Annotated in this window: 18 protein-coding genes and 7 tRNA genes; 15 read left to right on the plus strand and 10 right to left on the minus strand. The window is 44.3% G+C overall.

Annotated elements, in window-relative coordinates; genetic code table 11:
- Positions 1–51 precede the first annotated feature (51 nt).
- Together RZO55_RS19865 and RZO55_RS19870 are read left to right on the plus strand one after the other, a co-directional pair.
- Positions 52–225, plus strand: a complete 174-nt coding sequence (locus tag RZO55_RS19865) for a hypothetical protein (RefSeq protein WP_318066004.1) — start codon at positions 52–54, stop codon at positions 223–225.
- A 12-nt stretch (positions 226–237) separates the two neighbouring features.
- Positions 238–483 carry a spore coat protein gene (locus RZO55_RS19870; RefSeq protein WP_318066005.1) on the plus strand — a complete coding sequence of 82 codons (246 nt, stop codon included), beginning with the start codon at positions 238–240 and terminating at the stop codon, positions 481–483.
- Between the two features lie 62 nt (positions 484–545).
- Here the strand turns inward: RZO55_RS19870 and RZO55_RS19875 are convergent, their stop codons facing one another.
- From RZO55_RS19875 to RZO55_RS19900, 6 genes are all read right to left on the minus strand, one after another.
- Positions 546–2,000, minus strand: a complete 1,455-nt coding sequence (locus RZO55_RS19875) for a 4Fe-4S dicluster domain-containing protein (protein WP_318066006.1) — start codon at positions 1,998–2,000, stop codon at positions 546–548.
- Between the two features lie 51 nt (positions 2,001–2,051).
- The gene (locus RZO55_RS19880; RefSeq protein ID WP_439100065.1) at positions 2,052–3,236 is read right to left on the minus strand and encodes a SpoIIE family protein phosphatase; all 1,185 of its coding nucleotides are present in this window, start codon (positions 3,234–3,236) and stop codon (positions 2,052–2,054) included.
- Complete coding sequence (locus tag RZO55_RS19885) at positions 3,233–4,966, minus strand: [Fe-Fe] hydrogenase large subunit C-terminal domain-containing protein (protein ID WP_318066007.1); 1,734 nt, start codon at positions 4,964–4,966, stop codon at positions 3,233–3,235. Before RZO55_RS19885 ends, RZO55_RS19880 begins: the two co-directional genes overlap by 4 nt.
- Positions 4,967–4,968: 2 nt before the next feature.
- On the minus strand, positions 4,969–5,208 hold the full coding sequence (locus RZO55_RS19890) for a (2Fe-2S) ferredoxin domain-containing protein (protein WP_097002407.1): 240 nt from the start codon (positions 5,206–5,208) through the stop codon (positions 4,969–4,971).
- Positions 5,209–5,313: 105 nt separating this feature from the next.
- Positions 5,314–7,065 (minus strand): adenine deaminase, encoded by a 1,752-nt coding sequence (gene ade / locus RZO55_RS19895; protein WP_318066008.1) that lies wholly within the window; start codon positions 7,063–7,065, stop codon positions 5,314–5,316.
- A 15-nt stretch (positions 7,066–7,080) separates the two neighbouring features.
- Positions 7,081–7,911: a purine-nucleoside phosphorylase gene (locus RZO55_RS19900; protein ID WP_318066009.1), complete on the minus strand. Its 831-nt coding sequence runs from the start codon at positions 7,909–7,911 to the stop codon at positions 7,081–7,083.
- Positions 7,912–8,185: 274 nt separating this feature from the next.
- Here RZO55_RS19900 and RZO55_RS19905 point away from each other — a divergent pair, with 274 nt between their 5' ends.
- The 3 genes from RZO55_RS19905 to RZO55_RS19915 are packed head-to-tail and all read left to right on the plus strand — an operon-like array spanning position 8,186 to position 10,642.
- Positions 8,186–9,268, plus strand: a complete 1,083-nt coding sequence (locus tag RZO55_RS19905; protein ID WP_318066010.1) for an ABC transporter substrate-binding protein — start codon at positions 8,186–8,188, stop codon at positions 9,266–9,268.
- A 25-nt stretch (positions 9,269–9,293) separates the two neighbouring features.
- On the plus strand, positions 9,294–10,079 hold the full coding sequence (locus tag RZO55_RS19910; protein ID WP_318066011.1) for an ABC transporter permease: 786 nt from the start codon (positions 9,294–9,296) through the stop codon (positions 10,077–10,079).
- The gene (locus RZO55_RS19915; RefSeq protein WP_318066012.1) at positions 10,067–10,642 is read left to right on the plus strand and encodes an ATP-binding cassette domain-containing protein; all 576 of its coding nucleotides are present in this window, start codon (positions 10,067–10,069) and stop codon (positions 10,640–10,642) included. Before RZO55_RS19910 ends, RZO55_RS19915 begins: the two co-directional genes overlap by 13 nt.
- A gap of 65 nt (positions 10,643–10,707) precedes the next feature.
- Here RZO55_RS19915 and RZO55_RS19920 read toward each other — a convergent pair whose 3' ends face one another.
- From RZO55_RS19920 to RZO55_RS19930, 3 genes are all read right to left on the minus strand, one after another.
- Positions 10,708–11,430: a hypothetical protein gene (locus RZO55_RS19920; RefSeq protein ID WP_318066013.1), complete on the minus strand. Its 723-nt coding sequence runs from the start codon at positions 11,428–11,430 to the stop codon at positions 10,708–10,710.
- A 107-nt stretch (positions 11,431–11,537) separates the two neighbouring features.
- The gene (locus tag RZO55_RS19925) at positions 11,538–12,017 is read right to left on the minus strand and encodes a methylated-DNA--[protein]-cysteine S-methyltransferase (RefSeq protein WP_318066014.1); all 480 of its coding nucleotides are present in this window, start codon (positions 12,015–12,017) and stop codon (positions 11,538–11,540) included.
- A gap of 112 nt (positions 12,018–12,129) precedes the next feature.
- Positions 12,130–12,378, minus strand: coding sequence for a hypothetical protein (locus tag RZO55_RS19930; RefSeq protein WP_318066015.1), 249 nt, complete (start codon positions 12,376–12,378; stop codon positions 12,130–12,132).
- A 55-nt stretch (positions 12,379–12,433) separates the two neighbouring features.
- Here RZO55_RS19930 and RZO55_RS19935 point away from each other — a divergent pair.
- From RZO55_RS19935 to RZO55_RS19975, 9 genes are all read left to right on the plus strand, one after another.
- A tRNA-Pro gene (locus tag RZO55_RS19935) sits at positions 12,434–12,508 on the plus strand.
- Positions 12,509–12,556: 48 nt separating this feature from the next.
- Positions 12,557–12,627: transfer RNA gene (locus RZO55_RS19940), tRNA-Gly, on the plus strand.
- Between the two features lie 3 nt (positions 12,628–12,630).
- A tRNA-Arg gene (locus RZO55_RS19945) sits at positions 12,631–12,704 on the plus strand.
- Between the two features lie 35 nt (positions 12,705–12,739).
- Positions 12,740–12,815: transfer RNA gene (locus RZO55_RS19950), tRNA-His, on the plus strand.
- A 39-nt stretch (positions 12,816–12,854) separates the two neighbouring features.
- A tRNA-Gln gene (locus tag RZO55_RS19955) sits at positions 12,855–12,926 on the plus strand.
- A gap of 3 nt (positions 12,927–12,929) precedes the next feature.
- A tRNA-Lys gene (locus tag RZO55_RS19960) sits at positions 12,930–13,002 on the plus strand.
- 25 nt (positions 13,003–13,027) lie between these two features.
- Positions 13,028–13,107: transfer RNA gene (locus RZO55_RS19965), tRNA-Leu, on the plus strand.
- Positions 13,108–13,253: 146 nt separating this feature from the next.
- Entirely contained in the window at positions 13,254–14,924 is a 1,671-nt protein-coding gene (locus RZO55_RS19970; RefSeq protein WP_318066016.1) for a S8 family peptidase, read from the plus strand.
- Positions 14,925–15,081: 157 nt separating this feature from the next.
- On the plus strand, positions 15,082–15,255 hold the full coding sequence (locus RZO55_RS19975; protein ID WP_318066017.1) for a hypothetical protein: 174 nt from the start codon (positions 15,082–15,084) through the stop codon (positions 15,253–15,255).
- A gap of 39 nt (positions 15,256–15,294) precedes the next feature.
- On the opposite strand, the gene RZO55_RS19980 is transcribed toward RZO55_RS19975, so the two are convergent.
- Positions 15,295–16,965 carry a S8 family peptidase gene (locus tag RZO55_RS19980; RefSeq protein ID WP_318066018.1) on the minus strand — a complete coding sequence of 557 codons (1,671 nt, stop codon included), beginning with the start codon at positions 16,963–16,965 and terminating at the stop codon, positions 15,295–15,297.
- Positions 16,966–17,384: 419 nt separating this feature from the next.
- Between RZO55_RS19980 and RZO55_RS19985 the strand changes: the two genes are divergently transcribed.
- On the plus strand, positions 17,385–19,058 hold the full coding sequence (locus RZO55_RS19985; protein ID WP_318066019.1) for a hypothetical protein: 1,674 nt from the start codon (positions 17,385–17,387) through the stop codon (positions 19,056–19,058).
- Positions 19,059–19,066 lie beyond the last annotated feature (8 nt).

Raw genomic sequence — 19,066 nt, forward strand, 5'->3', positions numbered from 1 at the left:
AATGCATGGATCCTAAAAAAACCTCCATACTATGACTGGAGGTGATGAGACATGAGCCCAAAAGAATTAAATTATATTGAAGATGCTCTCGGACATGAAAAATTCTTAAAAACCCAGTGCCAGGATGCTGCCCAGAATTTACAGGATCCTGAGTTAAAAGCCTGTGTACAACAGTTACAGCAAAAGCACCAGCAAATTTTTGATAACTTTTATAACTTAGTGTAAGGAGGACGCACGATGGACGATAAGTGTATAATGGAAAACTTACTCAATACCACAAAGGGTGCCTGTGATTTGTACCTGCACGGAACACTTGAATCCCCTACCATGAATGTACACCAGGCATTTGACAATGCGTTAAATGATACTTTGTGCATGCAGGATGATATCTATAAGAAGATGTCCTCCAAGGGCTGGTATACCACTGATCAGGCAGAGCAGCAAAAAATTTCCAAAGTCAAAAATCAGTTTACAGGAATGTAAGTTTACCTGTCAAAAAAAGCGCCCTATGCCGGATCAGCCGGCTGGGACGCTTTTCTTTTATTCTATTGGTTCCTGTGCATCTTAACAGCCTCCAGGCCAAAACTTTTTATATTATCATGGACCATTCTGTCATCTGCCTGTCCAATTAGTAAATCTCTGGCCTTTTTAGCTTCTCCTTCACTTCTATGCTTGCTGGGACCACCGACACAGCCGCCCATACAGGCCATTCCCTCAACAAAATCTGCAGGCAGCTTTCCAACCTTTAAAAGCATCAGTGCCTTCTTGCATTCCGCAGCTCCATTGCATTTCATAACCTGGATATCCGTATTTTCATCTGATTCTTTCAGACATTCCAGAACAGCAGCCGTAACTCCGCCTCCGTTGCCAAAACGCTTTCCATATACGGATCCTGCCTGATATGTATTCTCCTCCGGTTCCAGTTCTACACCCTTTGCAACCATCATGGCATGAGCCTCTCCAAGAGTCAGCACATAATCTGCATTTCCCTTAACATTTAAATCCAGGGCCTCGCTTTTCTTTGCGATACAGGGACCGATAAAAACAGCAATCGTTTCCGGATCGTCTGCCTTCAGCATTCGTGAAACTGCACACATCGGAGATACAGTCGTAGACATATTCTCAAGAAGCATGGGGTAATGCTGCTTAATCATATTGACAAATGCCGGACAGCAGGAGGTCGTCATTTTCTTTCCTTCGTTATAGGCCTCTGCCCATTCTTTGGCTTCTGCTGCAGCGGTTAAGTCACCGCCCAGCGCTACCTCTACCATATCCTCAAAACCGATCTTTTTAAGAGCCGTTCTCCAGCTGGCCATGGTGATCTCAGGACCGTACTGTCCTTCTGTAGCAGGTGCAACCATAGCTACCACCTTTTTTCCAGCCTTGATCAGGTTAATTACATCTACCATAAAAGTCTTGGACCCAATTGCACCAAAGGGACAGCTGTGTATGCATGCTCCGCACTGAATACATTTACTTTCATCTATAACAACAATACCATCATCATCCATCGTAATTGCATCCACCGGACAGCTCCTTTTGCAGGGACGGGTTAAGTCTGCAATAGCATTGTAGGGACATGCCTGAGAGCATTTGCCGCACTCCTTGCATTTGTCAGGATTGATGTGGGCCCTGTCATGCCCCATGGTAATGGCTCCAAAATTACAGGAATTCTGACAGGCCTTGCCCATGCAGAGCTGGCAGTTATCCGTTACTACATATCTGGCTATAGGACAGCCCTCACAGGCAGAATTAATTACCTGAACTACATTTTTTGTATCTCTTCCGCTGGGACAGAACCCCTCTGCCAGCCGGACCCTCTCTCTGATGATCTCCCTCTCCCTGTAAATACAGCACCGAAACTGCGCCTTAGGCCCCGGAATTATGTGATAAGGAATCTCATCCCGTTTCTTTTCCAGTATGCCCTCCCAGGCAAGTTTGGCCACTTCATTTAAAACCTGATGCTTGATGCGAAGTAAGGTTGCATCATTTGTTACCATATCGTTCCTCCTTGAAGCCTCCACTCACTGTGGATGTGTGAATAATCTCTATTAATAATAAGTAACTGTAACCGTCTTCCCAATCTCTTCTGCCGCATGTTTCAGCTGCTCCACAAGATTTTGGCGAATTCCCAGATCAAAGGGCAGCCCCGGATTCTGGTACGCGCTGTTAATCGCCTTCCCTACATACAGCTTTAATTCTGTACAGTCCTCAATAATCATCTTTGCTACCATGGAGGCTCCGTTTGGTTTATCCAGTTCCAGAAAAAATTCCTCCGTGACCGATTCATTCTTAACATAGCGCTTTAAAAGTTTTAATACCCGATTCAGCGTCAATACCCCTTCTGTTACCAGTTCGATGCCGTCAATATAAGCCACAGGCGGCAGATCCGGATCAGAATAATCAAGCGATACCTTCAGCTTCCGGTCTGTGGTCCTGGATACAATATTAGCACTGGTTCCTCCACAGATAATCCGTTTTGTCATATCATCTCCGCCCAGGAAATCCCTGACCATGCCTGCGTCGTCTTCCGGATCCTTGGGTGGACCAGTCATTAAATGAACTGGTTTGCTGTCGATAATCCGCATGACAGCAACTGTAGTATCATCTCCCGGCCGGTACTGGTAAAGTTCATCACAGGCCCGGCATAATGAATTGGCCAGACGGACCGCAGATACGGTCAGACGGTACTGTTTTACTGCATAAGAAGCAACATCATCCCAAAGCCAGCCAAAGTTCAAAAGCTGTCCCACGCCTGCATGAATGGTTCCGTCACTGAGAAGGATCAGAGCATCTCCTTTTTTCACACGAAACCGGTATTCATTAATTTTCTTATCCCGAATGACACGCATACTCCGGGGAACGGAAACCAGGCTCCCCTCCCGGATAAAAATGCAGCCCGGGTTATCAAACTCCACAAGATAAGCATCTCCACTATGAAATACCTGGAGAATACTGAAGGTTGAATATGCGACCTGCCTGACCTGGCAGACAGGCAATGTCTCCACAATAGTTTCCACACATTCTTCCAGTGTAGCGCCGTTTAAAAACATAGTCCCCAGTATCTTGGAAGTCATTGTAGCCAGTATGTTTGCCTTTACTCCGCTACCCATACCGTCTGCCAAAATCATAATGTTGGAATCTTCCGTATGGAGCAGCTCCACCTTATCTCCGCACAGCACTTCATTAAATTTATTTAAACTTTTATAAGCAACGTCAACGGTGACTCCCATCATCGAACCTCGCTTTCACTTCCTTCATCAAGCAGAGACTTGCACAGCTTTGTAAGCGTAGTCTTAGTTTCTGCAGTGGTCTCCCCCAGAAGTCCTGCAATTTCCTGAGCCACCATCATCTGCTTATGAATTACTTTCTGAGCCAGATCAATCGTCTCCAGCTTCTTTTCGTATTCTTGCCTGGCCTGTTCCTCTTCCCTTGTAATATCGATAAAGGTTGCCAGCACCACATCCTCGTTGTTTACATAAACAATGTTCTGTAATGTTGAGATTCCGTATTCTCCATAAGTGACTTTCTTTCCGTGGATCTTCTGATGTGTGTCATAAACCCATTGAAAATCAGAAGTATCAATCAGCTCATACAGGTACATATCTAATGCTTCCTGCCTGGTCTTGCCGAAATACTTCTCTCCCACTGCCGAATATTCCAGAATCTTCATCTCCTTATCTACAATCAGAACAATATTGGGGGAAGTTTCCATAACAAGATTGGATAAGGATTCCGCTTTTTCATGCATGAACGGAATGCACATGTTTAATTCCGCTTTTTTCTGAATAACTGCCACAGCCTTTTCCCTGCACGTGGAGTAACCGCAGGCTCCGCAGTTTAACTCATCTTCCGGTCTCGTCTTGCCTGTTTTCTTTAATATCTCCTGAATCTGACTCTCTGTCGGTATGATATCTCTGGGAGCACGGTTTAAAAAGTTTTTGCCAAATGTCAGCGTCTGAAAGATCTTCTGGATCTCCTCATCAGGAACCGGCTCTTTTTCGATGGTCTCTTCCATGTCCAGTTTGATCTTAAATCTGGATATGTGTTCATGGTCCGCCGCCGGTCCCTTGATGCATCCTCCGGAGCACATATTCATTTCAATGAAACACCCTGTAATATCTCCATGGAGCATGCTCTCGCAAAGATCCATACAATTGCGGCACCCATGAACATAAAACTTCCGGTATCCATCCCGTTTCGCTTCCGTCGCCAGCACAGAGCTGACGATCCCACTGGTAACAGGATATAACCGGTTTACTTTTGGATTCATATGAACAAAAGGAACATCTTCACAATCCTCTATGGTAATTTCCTCTTGTGCAAGCCATCCTTCTATATCATTAAAATTTAAGACAGCATCAATATAATCCCCATGCCTTAAATCTTCCGCTTCCTTCTTTTTCGCAATACAGGGACCTACAAAAACTACCTTCGTATCCCTTCCAAATTCTTCCTTTAACATCTTTCCATGGGCTACCATGGGAGAAACTACCGGTGCCAGATGGGGAATCAGTTCCGGATAATAGATTTCGATTAAATCATTAACACTGGGGCAGCAGGTCGTGATAATATTTTCCATCTTCCCCTCTTTTAAGAGTCTGGTATATTCTGCAGTCACCACCGCAGCCCCCTCCGAGGTTTCCCTTACATCGGTAAATCCCAGCTTTCTTAAGGCACCGTTTACCTGACCTGCAGTTTTATATTTCAACAGCCCCATATAAGATGGAGCAAGAGATATCACCGTTTTATATCCAATATCAAGATACCCTTTCACCAGATCCAGGTCACTGACAAGCGTTTTGGCAGACTGGGGACATACCTGCATGCATTTTCCGCATAAAATGCACTTATCCGACATAATCTCTGCACGTTCATCTTTAATCATGACTGCTTTGACTTCACAGTTACGAACACATTTATAGCAGTGTTTGCATTTGGTTGCCTTGAAATCAATGATTCCCATGATTAAAGCCTCCCCAGAATTTCTTTATCAAAAAACTCCTTTGTATCTTCCGGTTTTAAGGAATAGATCTGGCTGTCAACAGTCACGCACACTCCATTGACACAGTTCCCGCTGCAAAAGGAACCGTTTAAGTCAACCTGATCCTCCAGATGCTTCTCTCTCACCAGATTCTGAAGCTGGGCTATGATCTCTCTGGAACCTTTTAAATGGCATGCACTTCCTATGCATATAGTTACTCTCATGAATAATCTCCCTCCGAATAAATCCCTTGGTGAACTTCCTTTTCGACTATTATCGCATATTGTTATATTTTTATCAATACTTATTTACTGATTGGATGTATTTTTTCAAATACTGAAAAATATGGTTTTTAAGACCTCCTGCCTCTCAACATCAATCAGGCCGCAGGTATTTAACCGAAGCATTGGAATCACCGGGAGACTGGCAAAAGCAAGCGTCATAAAGGGATCAATTTCCTTTCCGACCCCCAGCAGTTCTGCCTGTTTTTTCAGTTCCTCCAGCCGTTCACCGACCCAGTCAGCAGACTCTCTGCTCATCAGCCCTGCAATGGGCAGTGCCAGCTCACCAAGTACCACTCCATCGGCTGCAACTGCGATACCTCCCCGGTTTTTCCTCACCACATTTCCTGCAAGTGCCATATCCTGATCGTTAGTCCCTGCTATAATCAGATTATGGGAGTCATGGGCAATACTGGTCGCCACCGCTCCCTGCTTCAGTCCGTAACCTCCAAGAAAACCCAGACCGATATGACCGGTATTGTGATGGCGCTCAAAAACAGCCATCTTCACAATGTCAGCGGCTGCAAGAGACCTCGGATCTTCTCTCAATTTCTTCGTCCAGGGGACAAGCCTCTCTTTTGTAGTCAGCTCTCCTGGAGTTAAACACAGAATTCTTATGGTATCTCCCTCTTCTTTCAAGGCAAAATCTTCCGGTACAATTTCTTTTAATCGGAAGGAATCTCCCACTTTGTCCGGCAATACATTGTTTTTTGGGGTTTCTGCCCCGGTGTTATCCGTTAACCGTCCGTTTTCTGCCACCAGTATCCCTTTCCGGTAAACCCTGCTGACATTAAATTCTGCCAGATCTGAGACGACAATCAGATCAGCCTGGTATCCGGGTGCAATGGCACCTACCTGATCCAGCCTGAAATACCGTGCAGCATGATAAGATGCCATGATCACGGCGTGCACCGGATCCGCCCCCAGTTTTATGGCTTTTCTGACGATATAATCCATATGACCAAGCCTGGATAATTCTCCTGGATGCCTGTCATCTGTCACTAGCATGCATCGGTGATAATAAGGCTCCTGAAACAAAGGAAGAAGCGCCTCCAGATTTCTGGCTGCTGTTCCTTCCCTTATCATAACCCACTGGCCCCGCCTGATCTTTTCCACCGCCTCTTCCTGGCGGGAACACTCATGATCTGAACTGACACCAGCTGTGATATACGCATTCAGCTGCAGCCCGGTTAAGGAAGGTCCATGGCCGTCAATCATTCTCCCATGATCAGCAGCGCTGGCTATTTTTTCCATAATCTTCGGTTCTGCCTGTATGGTACCATGACAATCCATCAGTTCTGCAAGTCCAAGCACCCGTCTATCCCTGTAAAAAGGAGCAAGATCATCTGCTGAAAGAACAGCTCCGGATTCATCAAGCTTTGCTGCCGGAACACAGGAAGGGAGCATAAAGTATACGTCCAGATCAAGATCCTTTGTATGATCCATCATAAACCGGATTCCTTCTGTTCCCGCCACATTGGCAATCTCATGAGGATCCGTAACAACCGCGGAGGTTCCATGGGGTATGACTGTTTTTGCAAATTCCTCCGGAGACAGCATGGAGCTTTCCAGATGAATATGTCCGTCTATCAGCCCCGGACAGACCACGTTACCGTTTAAATCTGTCTCTGTCTCTCCTTCATACGAACCGATTCCCACAATATAACCGTCCTCAATGGCGATATCACCATCCTCCAGTTCTGAGGTAAATACATTCACCATTCTGGCATTCTTTAATACCAGCGACGGCTTTTTCCTCCCTGACGCAGCATAAATCCGTTCCGCCAGCCTCTGATCCATAAGCCCCTTCCCCCTTTATTTACCGGCAAGCTTCGTAATGGATGCCGTAATCAGTCTTTTAAACAGCGGTGCCACCCGGTCTGCCGTCTCCTGGACCTCCAGATGGCTTAAAGGCTGGTCAATAATCCCGCACGCCATATTCGTAATACAGGAAATACCACATACCTTCATGCCCATATGATTTGCAGCCAACGCCTCGCAGGCTGTGCTCATTCCAACCGCATCTGCTCCCAGTATCCGGCACATCTGCACTTCAGCAGGTGATTCATACGCCGGTCCCGTCAGCTGTAAATAAATCCCCTCCTGGAGCTCAATTCCCTCTTCCCTGGCCGCTTCCTTAATTAAAGCTCTCAGTTCTTTACGGTAAATATCACTCATATCCGGAAATCTGGTTCCCAGTTCTCCGATATTGGAGCCAATTAAAGGGGATGGAACAAACGTTGCGATATGATCGCTTAGAAGCATAAAATCTCCTGGCTTGAATTCCTTGTTTACACCTCCGCTGGCATTGGTTAAGAACAGGATTTTTGCTCCCATCAGCCCCATCAGCCGTGCGGGAAGCACCACATCCGTCATTGGATATCCTTCATAATAATGGACACGTCCCTGCATGATCACCACTGGAACCTTATTTACATAACCAAAAATGAATCTCCCTTTATGTCCGGGTACTGTTGATACCGGAAATCCCTCAATATCTTTATAATCTATGGTAGCAGTTACTTCAATCTCCTCTGCATATTCACCCAGTCCGGAACCAAGAATCAGGGCAACTTCGGGGACAAAATCCGTTTTCTCACGTACACTTTTTAAACAGCTTTGAAGCTTCTCATATACATTGTTCATATTGTTTTTTCTCCTTTCACACGCCTTACAGAGTCTCTCTCTGCAGGTGTTACAAGTATAACACATTTCTACCTTGTTTCGCATAATATTTTGACAAACACAGCTGAAAAATGGTATAATTACCCTGTTCGTACTAACCCGGAAGGATACCCTGACGGAGAAGGCGAGGAGAATACGTCAAACCGGAAATCCCATGCCTGTCGGCGTGGTTTTTTTTCTTCTGTTTGCATGGAAAACCAATATAAAATGGTACGGACAGAAAGTGAGGATTATTATGAAAAAAGTTTTATCTGCACTTGCTTCACTGGCAATGACAGCTGTAGTCTTAACCGGCTGTGCCAAGAACAGTCCCCAGACCTCAGCACCTGCACAGGAAAGCACTACTGCAGTCCAGAGTTCCAAAGATCAGGAAACTACTGCAGAGGCGGAAGCGGCCGGGAACACCGAAGCCCCGTCAGACACTTACACATTAAAAATCGGCTCTCTTAAAGGTCCTACTTCCATGGGTCTGGTGGGACTGATGGACAAGGCAAAAAAAGGTAAAACCCATAATTCCTATGAATTTACCATGGTAACTGCTCCTGACGAGCTCCTGGGGAAAGTAGTAAGCGGAGAATTGGATGTTGCTTTGATTCCCGCTAATATGGCATCTATACTTTATACCAAAACTAACCATAATATAACCGTTCTGGATATCAATACGCTGGGTGTCCTCTATGCAGTCTCCGCTGACGACTCCATTCACACCACAGCAGATTTAAAGGGCAGAACCGTTTATTTAACAGGAAAAGGGACAACCCCAGACTATGCTCTCGCCCATGTCCTGAAAGCCAACGGACTGACCACTGACGATGTAAAGCTGGAGTATAAATCAGAAGCGGCAGAGGTAGCTGCCGTATTAAAAGAGAAACCAGATGCGGTGGGTCTTCTCCCACAGCCTTTTGTTACAGCTGCAATGGCTCAAAATGATCAGCTGAAAATGGTACTTGATTTAACAAAAGAATGGGATGCCGCTGCAAAAGATGGAAGCGGCAGTCTGGTAACCGGAGTTACTGTCTGCAAAAATAATATATTAAAGGATCATCAGGAGTTAATTAACCAGTTCCTTGCTGATCGTAAGGAATCAGCAGAATTTGTCAATACTAATGTAAGCGAGGCTGCTGCTTTAGTTGCTGCTGCCGGAATTATTGAAAAAGCCCCTGTCGCAGAGAAAGCCATTCCCTACTGCAGCATTACCTATATAGACGGCGATAAGATGAAGTCCATGTTAAGCGGATATTTAAATGTACTTTTTGAAATGGATCCGCAGACAGTCGGAGGAGCGCTTCCCGGCGATGACTTCTACTACCTGCAGTAAATATACCCCCTAAGGAGATCCGATTATGAAAGCAGGCATTTTCTGGTTCAAGAAAACCGGAATCATCCTATTCTGGCTTTTGGTATGGCAGGCTGCCAGTATGGCAGTACACAACAACATCATTCTGGTTGGTCCGGCAGAGGTTTTATCCGCTTTGCTGCGCCAGGCCGGACTGGCGGATTTCTGGAAAACCATCGGCTATTCCTTTGGTAAAATCAGCCTTGGATTTCTGATGGCTTTTACCTCTGGTATTCTTGCCGGAGGAGCTGCCTGCCGCTTTCCACTTATAGGGGACCTTTTATCACCCCTAATGGCTTTGATTAAGTCGGTTCCAGTTGCTTCCTTCGTCATACTGGCACTGATTTGGGCAGGATCTGATAATCTTTCTGTAATTATCGCGTTTCTGGTTGTTTTTCCCATGATCTATATTCAGACCATAGCCGGGATCGAAAGCACGGACCTGCATCTGCTGGAGATGTCAAAGGTATTTCAGATGTCAGAACTAAAAAAATTTTTTTACCTTTACCGCCCTGCACTGCTTCCCTATCTCGCAGGTAGCTGCCGTGCAGCACTGGGATTAAGCTGGAAATCCGGTATTGCTGCTGAAGTAATCGGTGTTCCCCTTCATTCAATCGGCGAAAAGCTCTATCTTGCAAAGATCTATTTAAGTACAGCAGACTTATTCGCCTGGACACTGGTAATTATTCTGCTCAGCATGCTTTTTGAAACGGTTTTCCTATGGCTTTTAAATCTGGCATCTCCCGGCATCAGACGCAAAAAAAGAGAGGGGGGATCTGTGTGGAACTCCTGATCAGACAGCTGTCAAAGTCCTTTGACGGACAAACTGTACTGAACCATGTAAATCTCCATCTGGTCTCAGGTAATATTTACTGCCTTATGGGACCTTCCGGCTCAGGCAAGACCACACTATTTCATATCCTGCTTGGTCTCTTAAAAGCAGATTCAGGGGAAATAGAAGGTCTCAGGAAATCAAAAATTTCCGCTGTCTTTCAGGAACACCGGCTGTGTGAAGCATTTACTCCAATTGAAAACGTAACAATGGTAATGCCTCATTCTTCCGGAAATCATAAAAAGGCAAAGAAAGCGCTGAAACGGCTCCTGCCTGCTGCCTGCCTTGACAGGCCGGTGTCTGCCTTAAGCGGAGGAATGAAACGCCGTGTGGCCATAATACGGGCTCTCTTAGTACCATTTGACCTTATAATCATGGATGAACCATTTACAGGACTTGATGAGGATACAAAACAAGAGGTGATTTCCTATATAAAGGAGCAATGCGAGGGAAAACTGGTTCTGATCAGCACCCATCAGGAAGAGGATGTAGAGCTGTTAAACGGAATTAAGATTCACTTATAAAAACAAGGGGCGATAACCGAACTTACGGTTACGCCCCTTGCTTCATACAAAGTCAGTATTATTCATTATTTCAGTTTCAGCGAATCCAGAGCTGCCTCAATCTGTGCTTCTACACCGTTCTCGGTTGATCCCACCGTTCCGGCTGCACTGATGTAGGTCTTTGTGGCTGCATTGTAAGAACCTGAAATGGCATAATAACGAACCCCATCCTCTGGTGTCTTATACCGGATCGCATACCGGAAAGTCTGACTGCCATCACTGCCGTCCTTCACATCATAGCGTACAAATTCCATATCCTCGCCGCGGCTGACTAACTTCTTATATTCATCCATCGTTGCGGGATAATCCTCACGGGCACCATCCGCATCATCTCCCTGTACATAGGTAATTTCCAGGTAATCATCACCATTAGGAGAATTAATCGTTACCAGATTTTCATCTGCGTCTTCATCAAGTGACCAGCCTTTTGGAGGCGTAATCTCGTATTTACCTGACTTTGGTATAAATGAGCCTTCCTTGATGTTACCTGCATCATTAGCTGTGATCGGCTGCGTTGCTTCTGTTGCTTCTTCCTCTGATGTATCCTCTTCCTCAGAAGTTTCCTGATCTGAAGAATTAGTTACTTCTGCGTTAACCGCTGTTGTTTCTTGCGCAGCTTCCGTCGTGCCTGTCTCTGTCTGTGTCTCCTGCTTTGTATCAGCCTTTGTATTGTTCTTTCCGCAGGCTGTTGCTGCCATCATCACTGCCATTGCAATGACAATCCCTGCAAAGATCTTGTTTTTTCTCATAAAATCACTCCTCGTCAAACATTCTAATTGGTGACGTGGAGGATTATATCATGAACAGCAGCGAAAGTATAGCATATTAAATGAACCGAAAGAATCACAATGAAATCTTAATAATTCTTCCATACGGCATCCGAATTTTCCATATTTAATAACTTTAATTTAATGTCCAGTCCTCCACCATATCCTACCAGGCGGTTGTCAGCGCCAATTACCCTGTGACATGGTATTATTATGGAAATGGGATTGCGGTTGTTGGCCATACCAACGGCACGGCATGCCTTTGGATTCCCAATCTGGACTGCAATCTCTTTATAGCTTCTTGTCTGTCCCCAGGGAATCGTGGTAAGTGCCTCCCATACCTTTTTCTGAAATGCCGTTCCCTCCGGCTTTAATGGCAGATCAAACTCCGTTCTTTCCCCTTTTAGATACTCTTTTAACTGGAGTATCGTCTTTTTGGTCAACTCTGTTGCTTTATGCTCTCCTTTTGACGTTCCTTCCGTTTTAAATTCCACTCCTAAAACCCATTTCTCATCACATATAATATGAATGGGGCCCAGTTCACTATCAAAAACATCCCAGTATTTCATGTATACTCCTTTCACAGCCGTGTCGTCACTTTTCACATTCTCCTGCAATTATATCATAAGATGTATTTTTTCAAACTTTATTCCTATTTCTTTAAGTTTTTTTATGAAATGTTTATTGACTGGTCAAACTTATGTCATAATTCCAGGATATACTAATACTTGTAAAGGAACCCCACCCTTTTAACATTGACTTTTTATTTTTCATACTCAAACCGGCAGGAACATGATTGTACCTGCCGGTTCCTCCCATTTCAGAACTATTTCTTCTTATTTTCAAATTCTGCCAAAATCCTGCAAATATCAGCTTTTTTCGATTTTTATTTTTTTTTGAAAATATTGTTGACAAATCCATATCCATCATATATAATAACTCTTGCGTTGCGGAAAAGAAGTAAAACAAAGACGCGAAATACCTTCGGGGTGTGGCTCAGCTTGGCTAGAGCGCCTGGTTTGGGACCAGGAAGTCGCAGGTTCGAATCCTGTCACCCCGACTTGAGATTAAGCTGCTATTATAGTCGGTTAATTTCACAAAAACCTTTGCGGGTGTAGTTCAATGGTAGAACACCAGCCTTCCAAGCTGGATACGTGGGTTCGATTCCCATCACCCGCTCTTGAGTCTGTAGCTCAGTTGGATAGAGCAACGGCCTTCTAAGCCGTGGGTCGGGGGTTCGAATCCCTTCAGGCTCGTTTCACACTGATAACCACAGTGTGAAGCTTTTTATGGTGGGTATGGCGAAGTTGGTTATCGCGCCAGATTGTGGCTCTGGAGGCCCAGGGTTCGAATCCCTGTACTCACCTTTCCCTTAAAGGGAATTTTTTTTTATCAGGAGATGTTAATGGGCTATCGCCAAGCGGTAAGGCACAGGACTTTGACTCCTGCATTCGTTGGTTCAAATCCAACTAGCCCAGTATGGGATACTAGCTCAGGTGGTAGAGCACTTGACTTTTAATCAAGTTGTCCGGGGTTCGAATCCCCGGTGTCTCATTTCAATTTGTTTATTTTACTGTCAGCGGGTATGGCGGAATTGGCAGACGCGCCAGATTTAGGTTCTGGTGGGAGACCGTGCAGGTTCAAGTCCTGTTACCCGCATGAATCATGAAAGATGGAAACACCGGAATTCCTTGTTATTGCGAGGCATTCCGGTGTTTTTGTTTTTTGTTAACGCATTTTCTCATAAGTGAAACCCCAAAGCATAAAATATATTACAAGTCCATCAAAACAGAAAGGGATTAATCTTGTTAAAAATTTTAGATGATAATTATTATGACCTAATCGTAAATAATGCTGCCATCTCTTCCGAATACGGGGAGGATATTACATTATTGAACAGTCTTCACTCATTGCGCCATGTTCTGAAGTTTGAAAAAGAATCCTGCGGTCTCGAGCAAAGTCCTTATGAAACCCTTCCCGCACTATTTACACTTACATCAGTCCTCAGTTTAGAAAAATCTGGCATCGAAACGGTCCAGAACAATCCTGATTTCGGTCTGTTCGGGCAGGGAATTATCGTTGGTATTATTGATACCGGAATTGATTATCAACATTCTTCATTTATAAATAACGATAAAACCACCCGCATCCTGTCAATATGGGATCAGACTATTCAGAAAGGCTCTCCGCCTGCTGGTTTTACGTTTGGTACGGAATACAATAAAAATATGTTAAATTATGCGTTAATATCGGGAAATCCCTCCTCAGTTGTTCCCTCAACAGATACAAGCGGGCATGGAACAGCGATTGCCAGCATTGTCGCAGGAAATCCCAACTCAGATCATCATATTTCAGGAATTGTTCCGAAAGCAGAGCTGTTAGTGGTGAAGTTAAAAGAAGCAAAGCATAACCTGAAAGATATCTACTTTGTTCCATCAGATTCATTATGTTTTCAAGAATCCGACATCATGCTTGGGGTACGTTACCTTACTACAGTGTCTCAAAAATTGAACCGGCCGCTTGTCATATGTATTGCTCTTGGAAGCAGTCATGGAGGACATGATGGCTATGGCCCTTTAAGCACTTATCTGGATAATATTACACGTTATCCAAGAATCGGAATTGCTGTTTCTGCCGGAAATGAAGGAGACAATAACAGACATTACTTTAACAGCACTAATACTGAACCGTTCTACAACGACTTTGAATTAAATATAGGAAACAATGACAGACGGTTTTCTATGGAGATCTGGCCATATGCGCCTCAGAGATTCTCTATTGAGATTACCTCTCCAGATCTGGAGACTACGCAGATTGTTTATCCATCCTTTAATGAGTGTCAAGGATTTTTAGTAGGGAATAATCAGAGTTTTATATGGGTTAATAATATTTCCTTCGAAAGTAGTTCAGGGGATCCTGTGATTTTAATAAGATTCGAAAATCCGCTTCCAGGAATCTGGTATTTACGGGTGCGCAATAATGAAAATGAACCATTTTCTTTTCACTCCTGGCTGCCCTCCGGAAACCTGATTACGAATGAGACATTTTTTTTAAAAGGAGATCCAAATACAACAATAACCACACCTGGTAACGCCATGAGTGTCCTGACTGTTACTGCCTATAATCAATATTCAGATACAATACTGGCTGAATCTGGCAGAGGTTATACAAGAAGCGGTCTCATTAAACCTGATATCGCGGCTCCCGGATACCAACTTCCCTGCGCCATACCAAATGGTCAGTATAGTATGCTTACAGGAACAGGTGCAGCTGCAGCACATACTGCCGGAATAATGGCCATGATCATGGAATGGGCCTATAGCAGGGGTAACTTTACTGCTATCACCGGTATACAGATCAATCGAATGATTATTAGGGAAGCCCGGCGCAGCAATATGTATCTCTATCCAAATAACATTTGGGGATATGGCCAGATAAATATATACAATATATTAAGTCGGTTTTCAGGTACTTAACATTTTTATAACTATAGATCCTATTTATTATGGCGGGACCGAACACCGGATACCCGCCATTATCCGTTGTCAATTGCCAATAAAACTACAGCAATTTCATTAATTTCTATATTGTTTAATATCTAATTCATTTATAATTCACCTGGAGGTGATAATTATGAATTCCAAAAAGGAAAAAAAACTAGCTGAAGAATTTGACCGGCTGGAAGCAGCAAGCAAAGATGTGAAGACTCCTGCTGCTCCGTCTGACGAATTTAAATCCATCTTAGAAGAGATGGAACGCAGGGGAATCAGTCCCAGAGTCAGAAAAGAATTAGGCAACAGGAAGTAGGCGGGCCGGGTTACCGATAACCCGCCCCAAAAAAGTTGTCTAATAAATAAAAATCTGCTTAAGGGTATTGTCTATACTCAGCTTTCCATATCCCCAGACAGGATTGGGATAGACATTATCAGGATCCCGGTCAGCCGATTTCATCATCAGACGGTTGGTCTGGTTTCCCGTTGCAGCAGTATAATTTCCTTTGATGTATGCCCATTCTATCATCATAACCGCAGCCCCTGCTACATGTGCGGCTGCCGCTCCAGTTCCGGATATGGTTCCGTACTGAAAATCAGGTATGGCACATGGGATTCTGTATCCCGGTGCTGCCATGTCTGGCTTTACCTGCCCCAGTCTTGTATAGCCAATGCTGGATTCTGCCATTATGGTACCATCGTTTTGATTGTATGCCGTAGCAGTCAGAAGGTTGGAGGTATTTCCCAGTATGGTAACCGTCGTATCAGGACTTGAATTGACAAAATACGTTTCATTGGAAATCAGGTTTCCGGAAGGAAGCCAGCAATGATAGGAAAAGGGCACTGAATCCAGATTTTCCAGCTTTATATACCACGTTCCGCTGATCATATTACGGAACCGCAAAAGGATCAGCGGATTTCCCGTCTCTTCGTCAAAGAGAATATTGTTCACCCATACATCGGTTTTTATGGACTGAAAATTCAGTTTAATGCACTCTCCTACTCCAGGTTTAATAACTTCAGCAGTTTCCCAGGTTGGCGCCGTTATCTGAACGGAAAGTGCGGAGGGCATGTAAGGCCAGATTTCCATAAAATATTCTTTATCAATTCCCCCTGAATTTAACTGCAGGCTGTCAGAAAATGGATTCATTGTTACTTTTCCATAATAATGCCTGCGGCTGCTTCCCTCATTTCCTGCAGAAGTGATGATACTCAGCTTTGGCAGCTGCATCAGACTGTCTAAGTATGCGCTTAACGCTCCCCGTCCGTCATGTCCACCCTGGTTCGTTCCCAGTGCCAAACAGATTACCAGCGGCCGGTTCAGTCTGGTTGCCACATTTAATAAATAACGGATTGCCATAATAACATCCGACTCCTGATAACACAGGGCATCGGACCGGACACAGAACAGGTTTTTTAAATTCTCTTTTGCTTCCTTTAACTTAACTACCGCTAAATCTGCCTGAGGCACTACTCCGCTAAATCCCTCCTTTTCATTGGGACGCCCTGCAATTATGCTTGCTATGGCAGTTCCATGACGGTAGGGGTCTGTAGTTGGAACAATGGAATAGGGATATTGAGACAGCAGCGCAAAATTAATCAGCTCCTTTGTGTATTCCGAACCAAAAGTGAAACCCGCAGGCGGCGAACCCTCCACTGTCTGGTCCCAGATTCTAAGAATACGGGTCGTTGTATCATTGTTCATGAAAGCAGGATGGCGGTAATCGATTCCAGTGTCAATCAATCCCACTATGACTCCTCTGCCAAAAAGACCCGTCTCAGGGTTTATCATTTCAGACTTTTCATTGCTGTTTTCCGCGCTGACGACAGATTCCACAGTATACAGATCCGGAAAGCTGTGATAAGAATTTAATCCCAGATCACATGGCTGCATACGATTCTTAGGTACATGGAGCAAGGAAAACATTTCGTTCATTTTTGTAATGTTATCGCCGGTATTATACGAAGTGACCAGTGCATTGCTGATAATCAGATCATAATATCGATTGTCCAGAATCTTATCCATTCTTGCCTCCTGATATCCCGGATGGAGCATATGTTATAATCTATGCTCCGTCATTTCTATTATGAAATAAATGTTAACTGCAATACAAAACTGCTGTTCTCACTCATATAATCTCAAATACCCATTGTTTTTATAAAGTTTTCACTAATTAATAAAAAAAATTACATATTTTTCTTTACTTAAACGTTTTATTGCGTTATACTTTATGTAACTCTTCTTAGGAGTGCCGTATTTCCCCAATCCTGCGGTGCTCCATTTTTTTATCCTGCCTTAATATAATTCCCCCACTCTGCAATCCGCAAATTTTACAAAGTATAAAACTGCAAAATAACAACATCTGCATTGTTCCCTTTCATTTTCCATGATACAATCAAAGCGACAGAATACGCATGCCAATGTTAGCGGAGAATGGAGTTTCTATGAAAAAACACTACGAAAAAATCATTTTATACAGTGACCGAAAAATAGAAGAAATCATGAATCAGCAGGTTATGGATCAGTCTTCCGAATTCTATGGTGGTTTTCGCGACCACGACGGGCTGGTGGAACCAAAACTTGCCATTTTCCAGGTGACTACCATGACTGCCTGCTTATTTAACAGCCAGAGCCGTTTTTATGGCAGCGAAATCGTTTACGACCGGATTACCATTGCCCTGTCCTACATCGTAAGGGGGCAGCGGGAAAATGGTTTTTTTGATCTGATAAACTGTAATTTTTATTCGGGAGCGGATACTGCTTTCTGCCTTGACGGTCTTTTGCCAGCCTATATTTATTTAGACCGTCTCTCTCAGGAAGAAGACTGCTCTGCTGCGGAAAAAAGCATGCTGTCTGCTCTACTCCCGGTTATGAAATCCATTCTGGTCAAGGGAGGAAAAGCGATGATACACGGAGGCTTCCATACCCCCAATCACCGCTGGGCCATTGCTTCTGTTTTAATGATGCTTTATCGCCTCACTGCAGATGAATCCATGAAGCAGGGAGCCGAGAAATTTTTGATTGAAGGCTGCGACTGCAATGACGACGGAGAATATGCAGAGCGCTCTGCAGGAGGCTACAATCTGGTCAATAACAATGCCATGATGATGCTTGCTGCTGCAACCGGTGACGATTCCTGGTATGAGCCGGTCAAACGTAATTTAGCCATGATGCTTCACTATATTGAACCAGATGGCAGCATTTTTACCAACAATTCCACAAGACAGGACCGGGGGAATAAGATATATCCAACCGGTTACTATCTGGAATATTTATATATGGGAATCAAATTCCACAACGAAACCTTTCTGCAGGCAGCCTGTTTCATTATGGACCAGGCTGCGGAGAAAGGTATTGGTCCTCTGGACTGGCTGATCCATTTTATGCTTCACCCGGAACTGAGAGAATTTGAATATGATAACGGCAAAATACTTAAGGACTACTGCCACCACTACACGGACTCCGGAATAGTACGTCTTCGAAGAGAGTCTTATTCCTGCTCCCTGTTAAAAGACAGCCCATCCTTTCTCTACTTTCAGCATGGGGATCTATGCGTCAGCATGAAAATCGGAGCCAGCTTCTGTGAACACCGGTACTTTGTGCCGGAAAACCTGGTACAGCTTCCAGAGAATGAGGGATTTGTCCTGAATCAAAAAATGGCGGGCTGGTACTATCTACCATTTAAGGAGCCGCAGGATACTACCGATTGGTGGCAGATGGACCACACAAAACGAGAAAAACTGAACGGGCCAGACATGAATTTTGTAATCACTGCAACCGAAGTCAAAGACGGCATGGATATCACCATAGAGACCGCAGGTATTGACCGGGCTCCTGTGCGGATAGAACTGGCATTTGATGCAGGATGCCGTGTGGAATCCCCGTATTTCATCTCAGAGGGCAACGCAGGCGGGGGAATTGTTGCAAAAGAAGGTATCGTTACTGCCTCGAAGGGCAAATATGCCATCACAACCGGCCCTGGATTCGGTACTCATAACTATGTAGCAGGCAAATTTGGAAGTCAGGGACGCTCACAGGACTGCTATACGGTCTATTTCACAGACTTTACCTGCTTTAAGCATACCATATCACTTCGGGCAGTTCCATCAGCTTATTAACAAAAATG

Origin of the sequence: Clostridium boliviensis, assembly GCF_033342255.1 — a bacterium.
Classification (GTDB): domain Bacteria; phylum Bacillota; class Clostridia; order Lachnospirales; family Lachnospiraceae; genus Lacrimispora; species Lacrimispora boliviensis.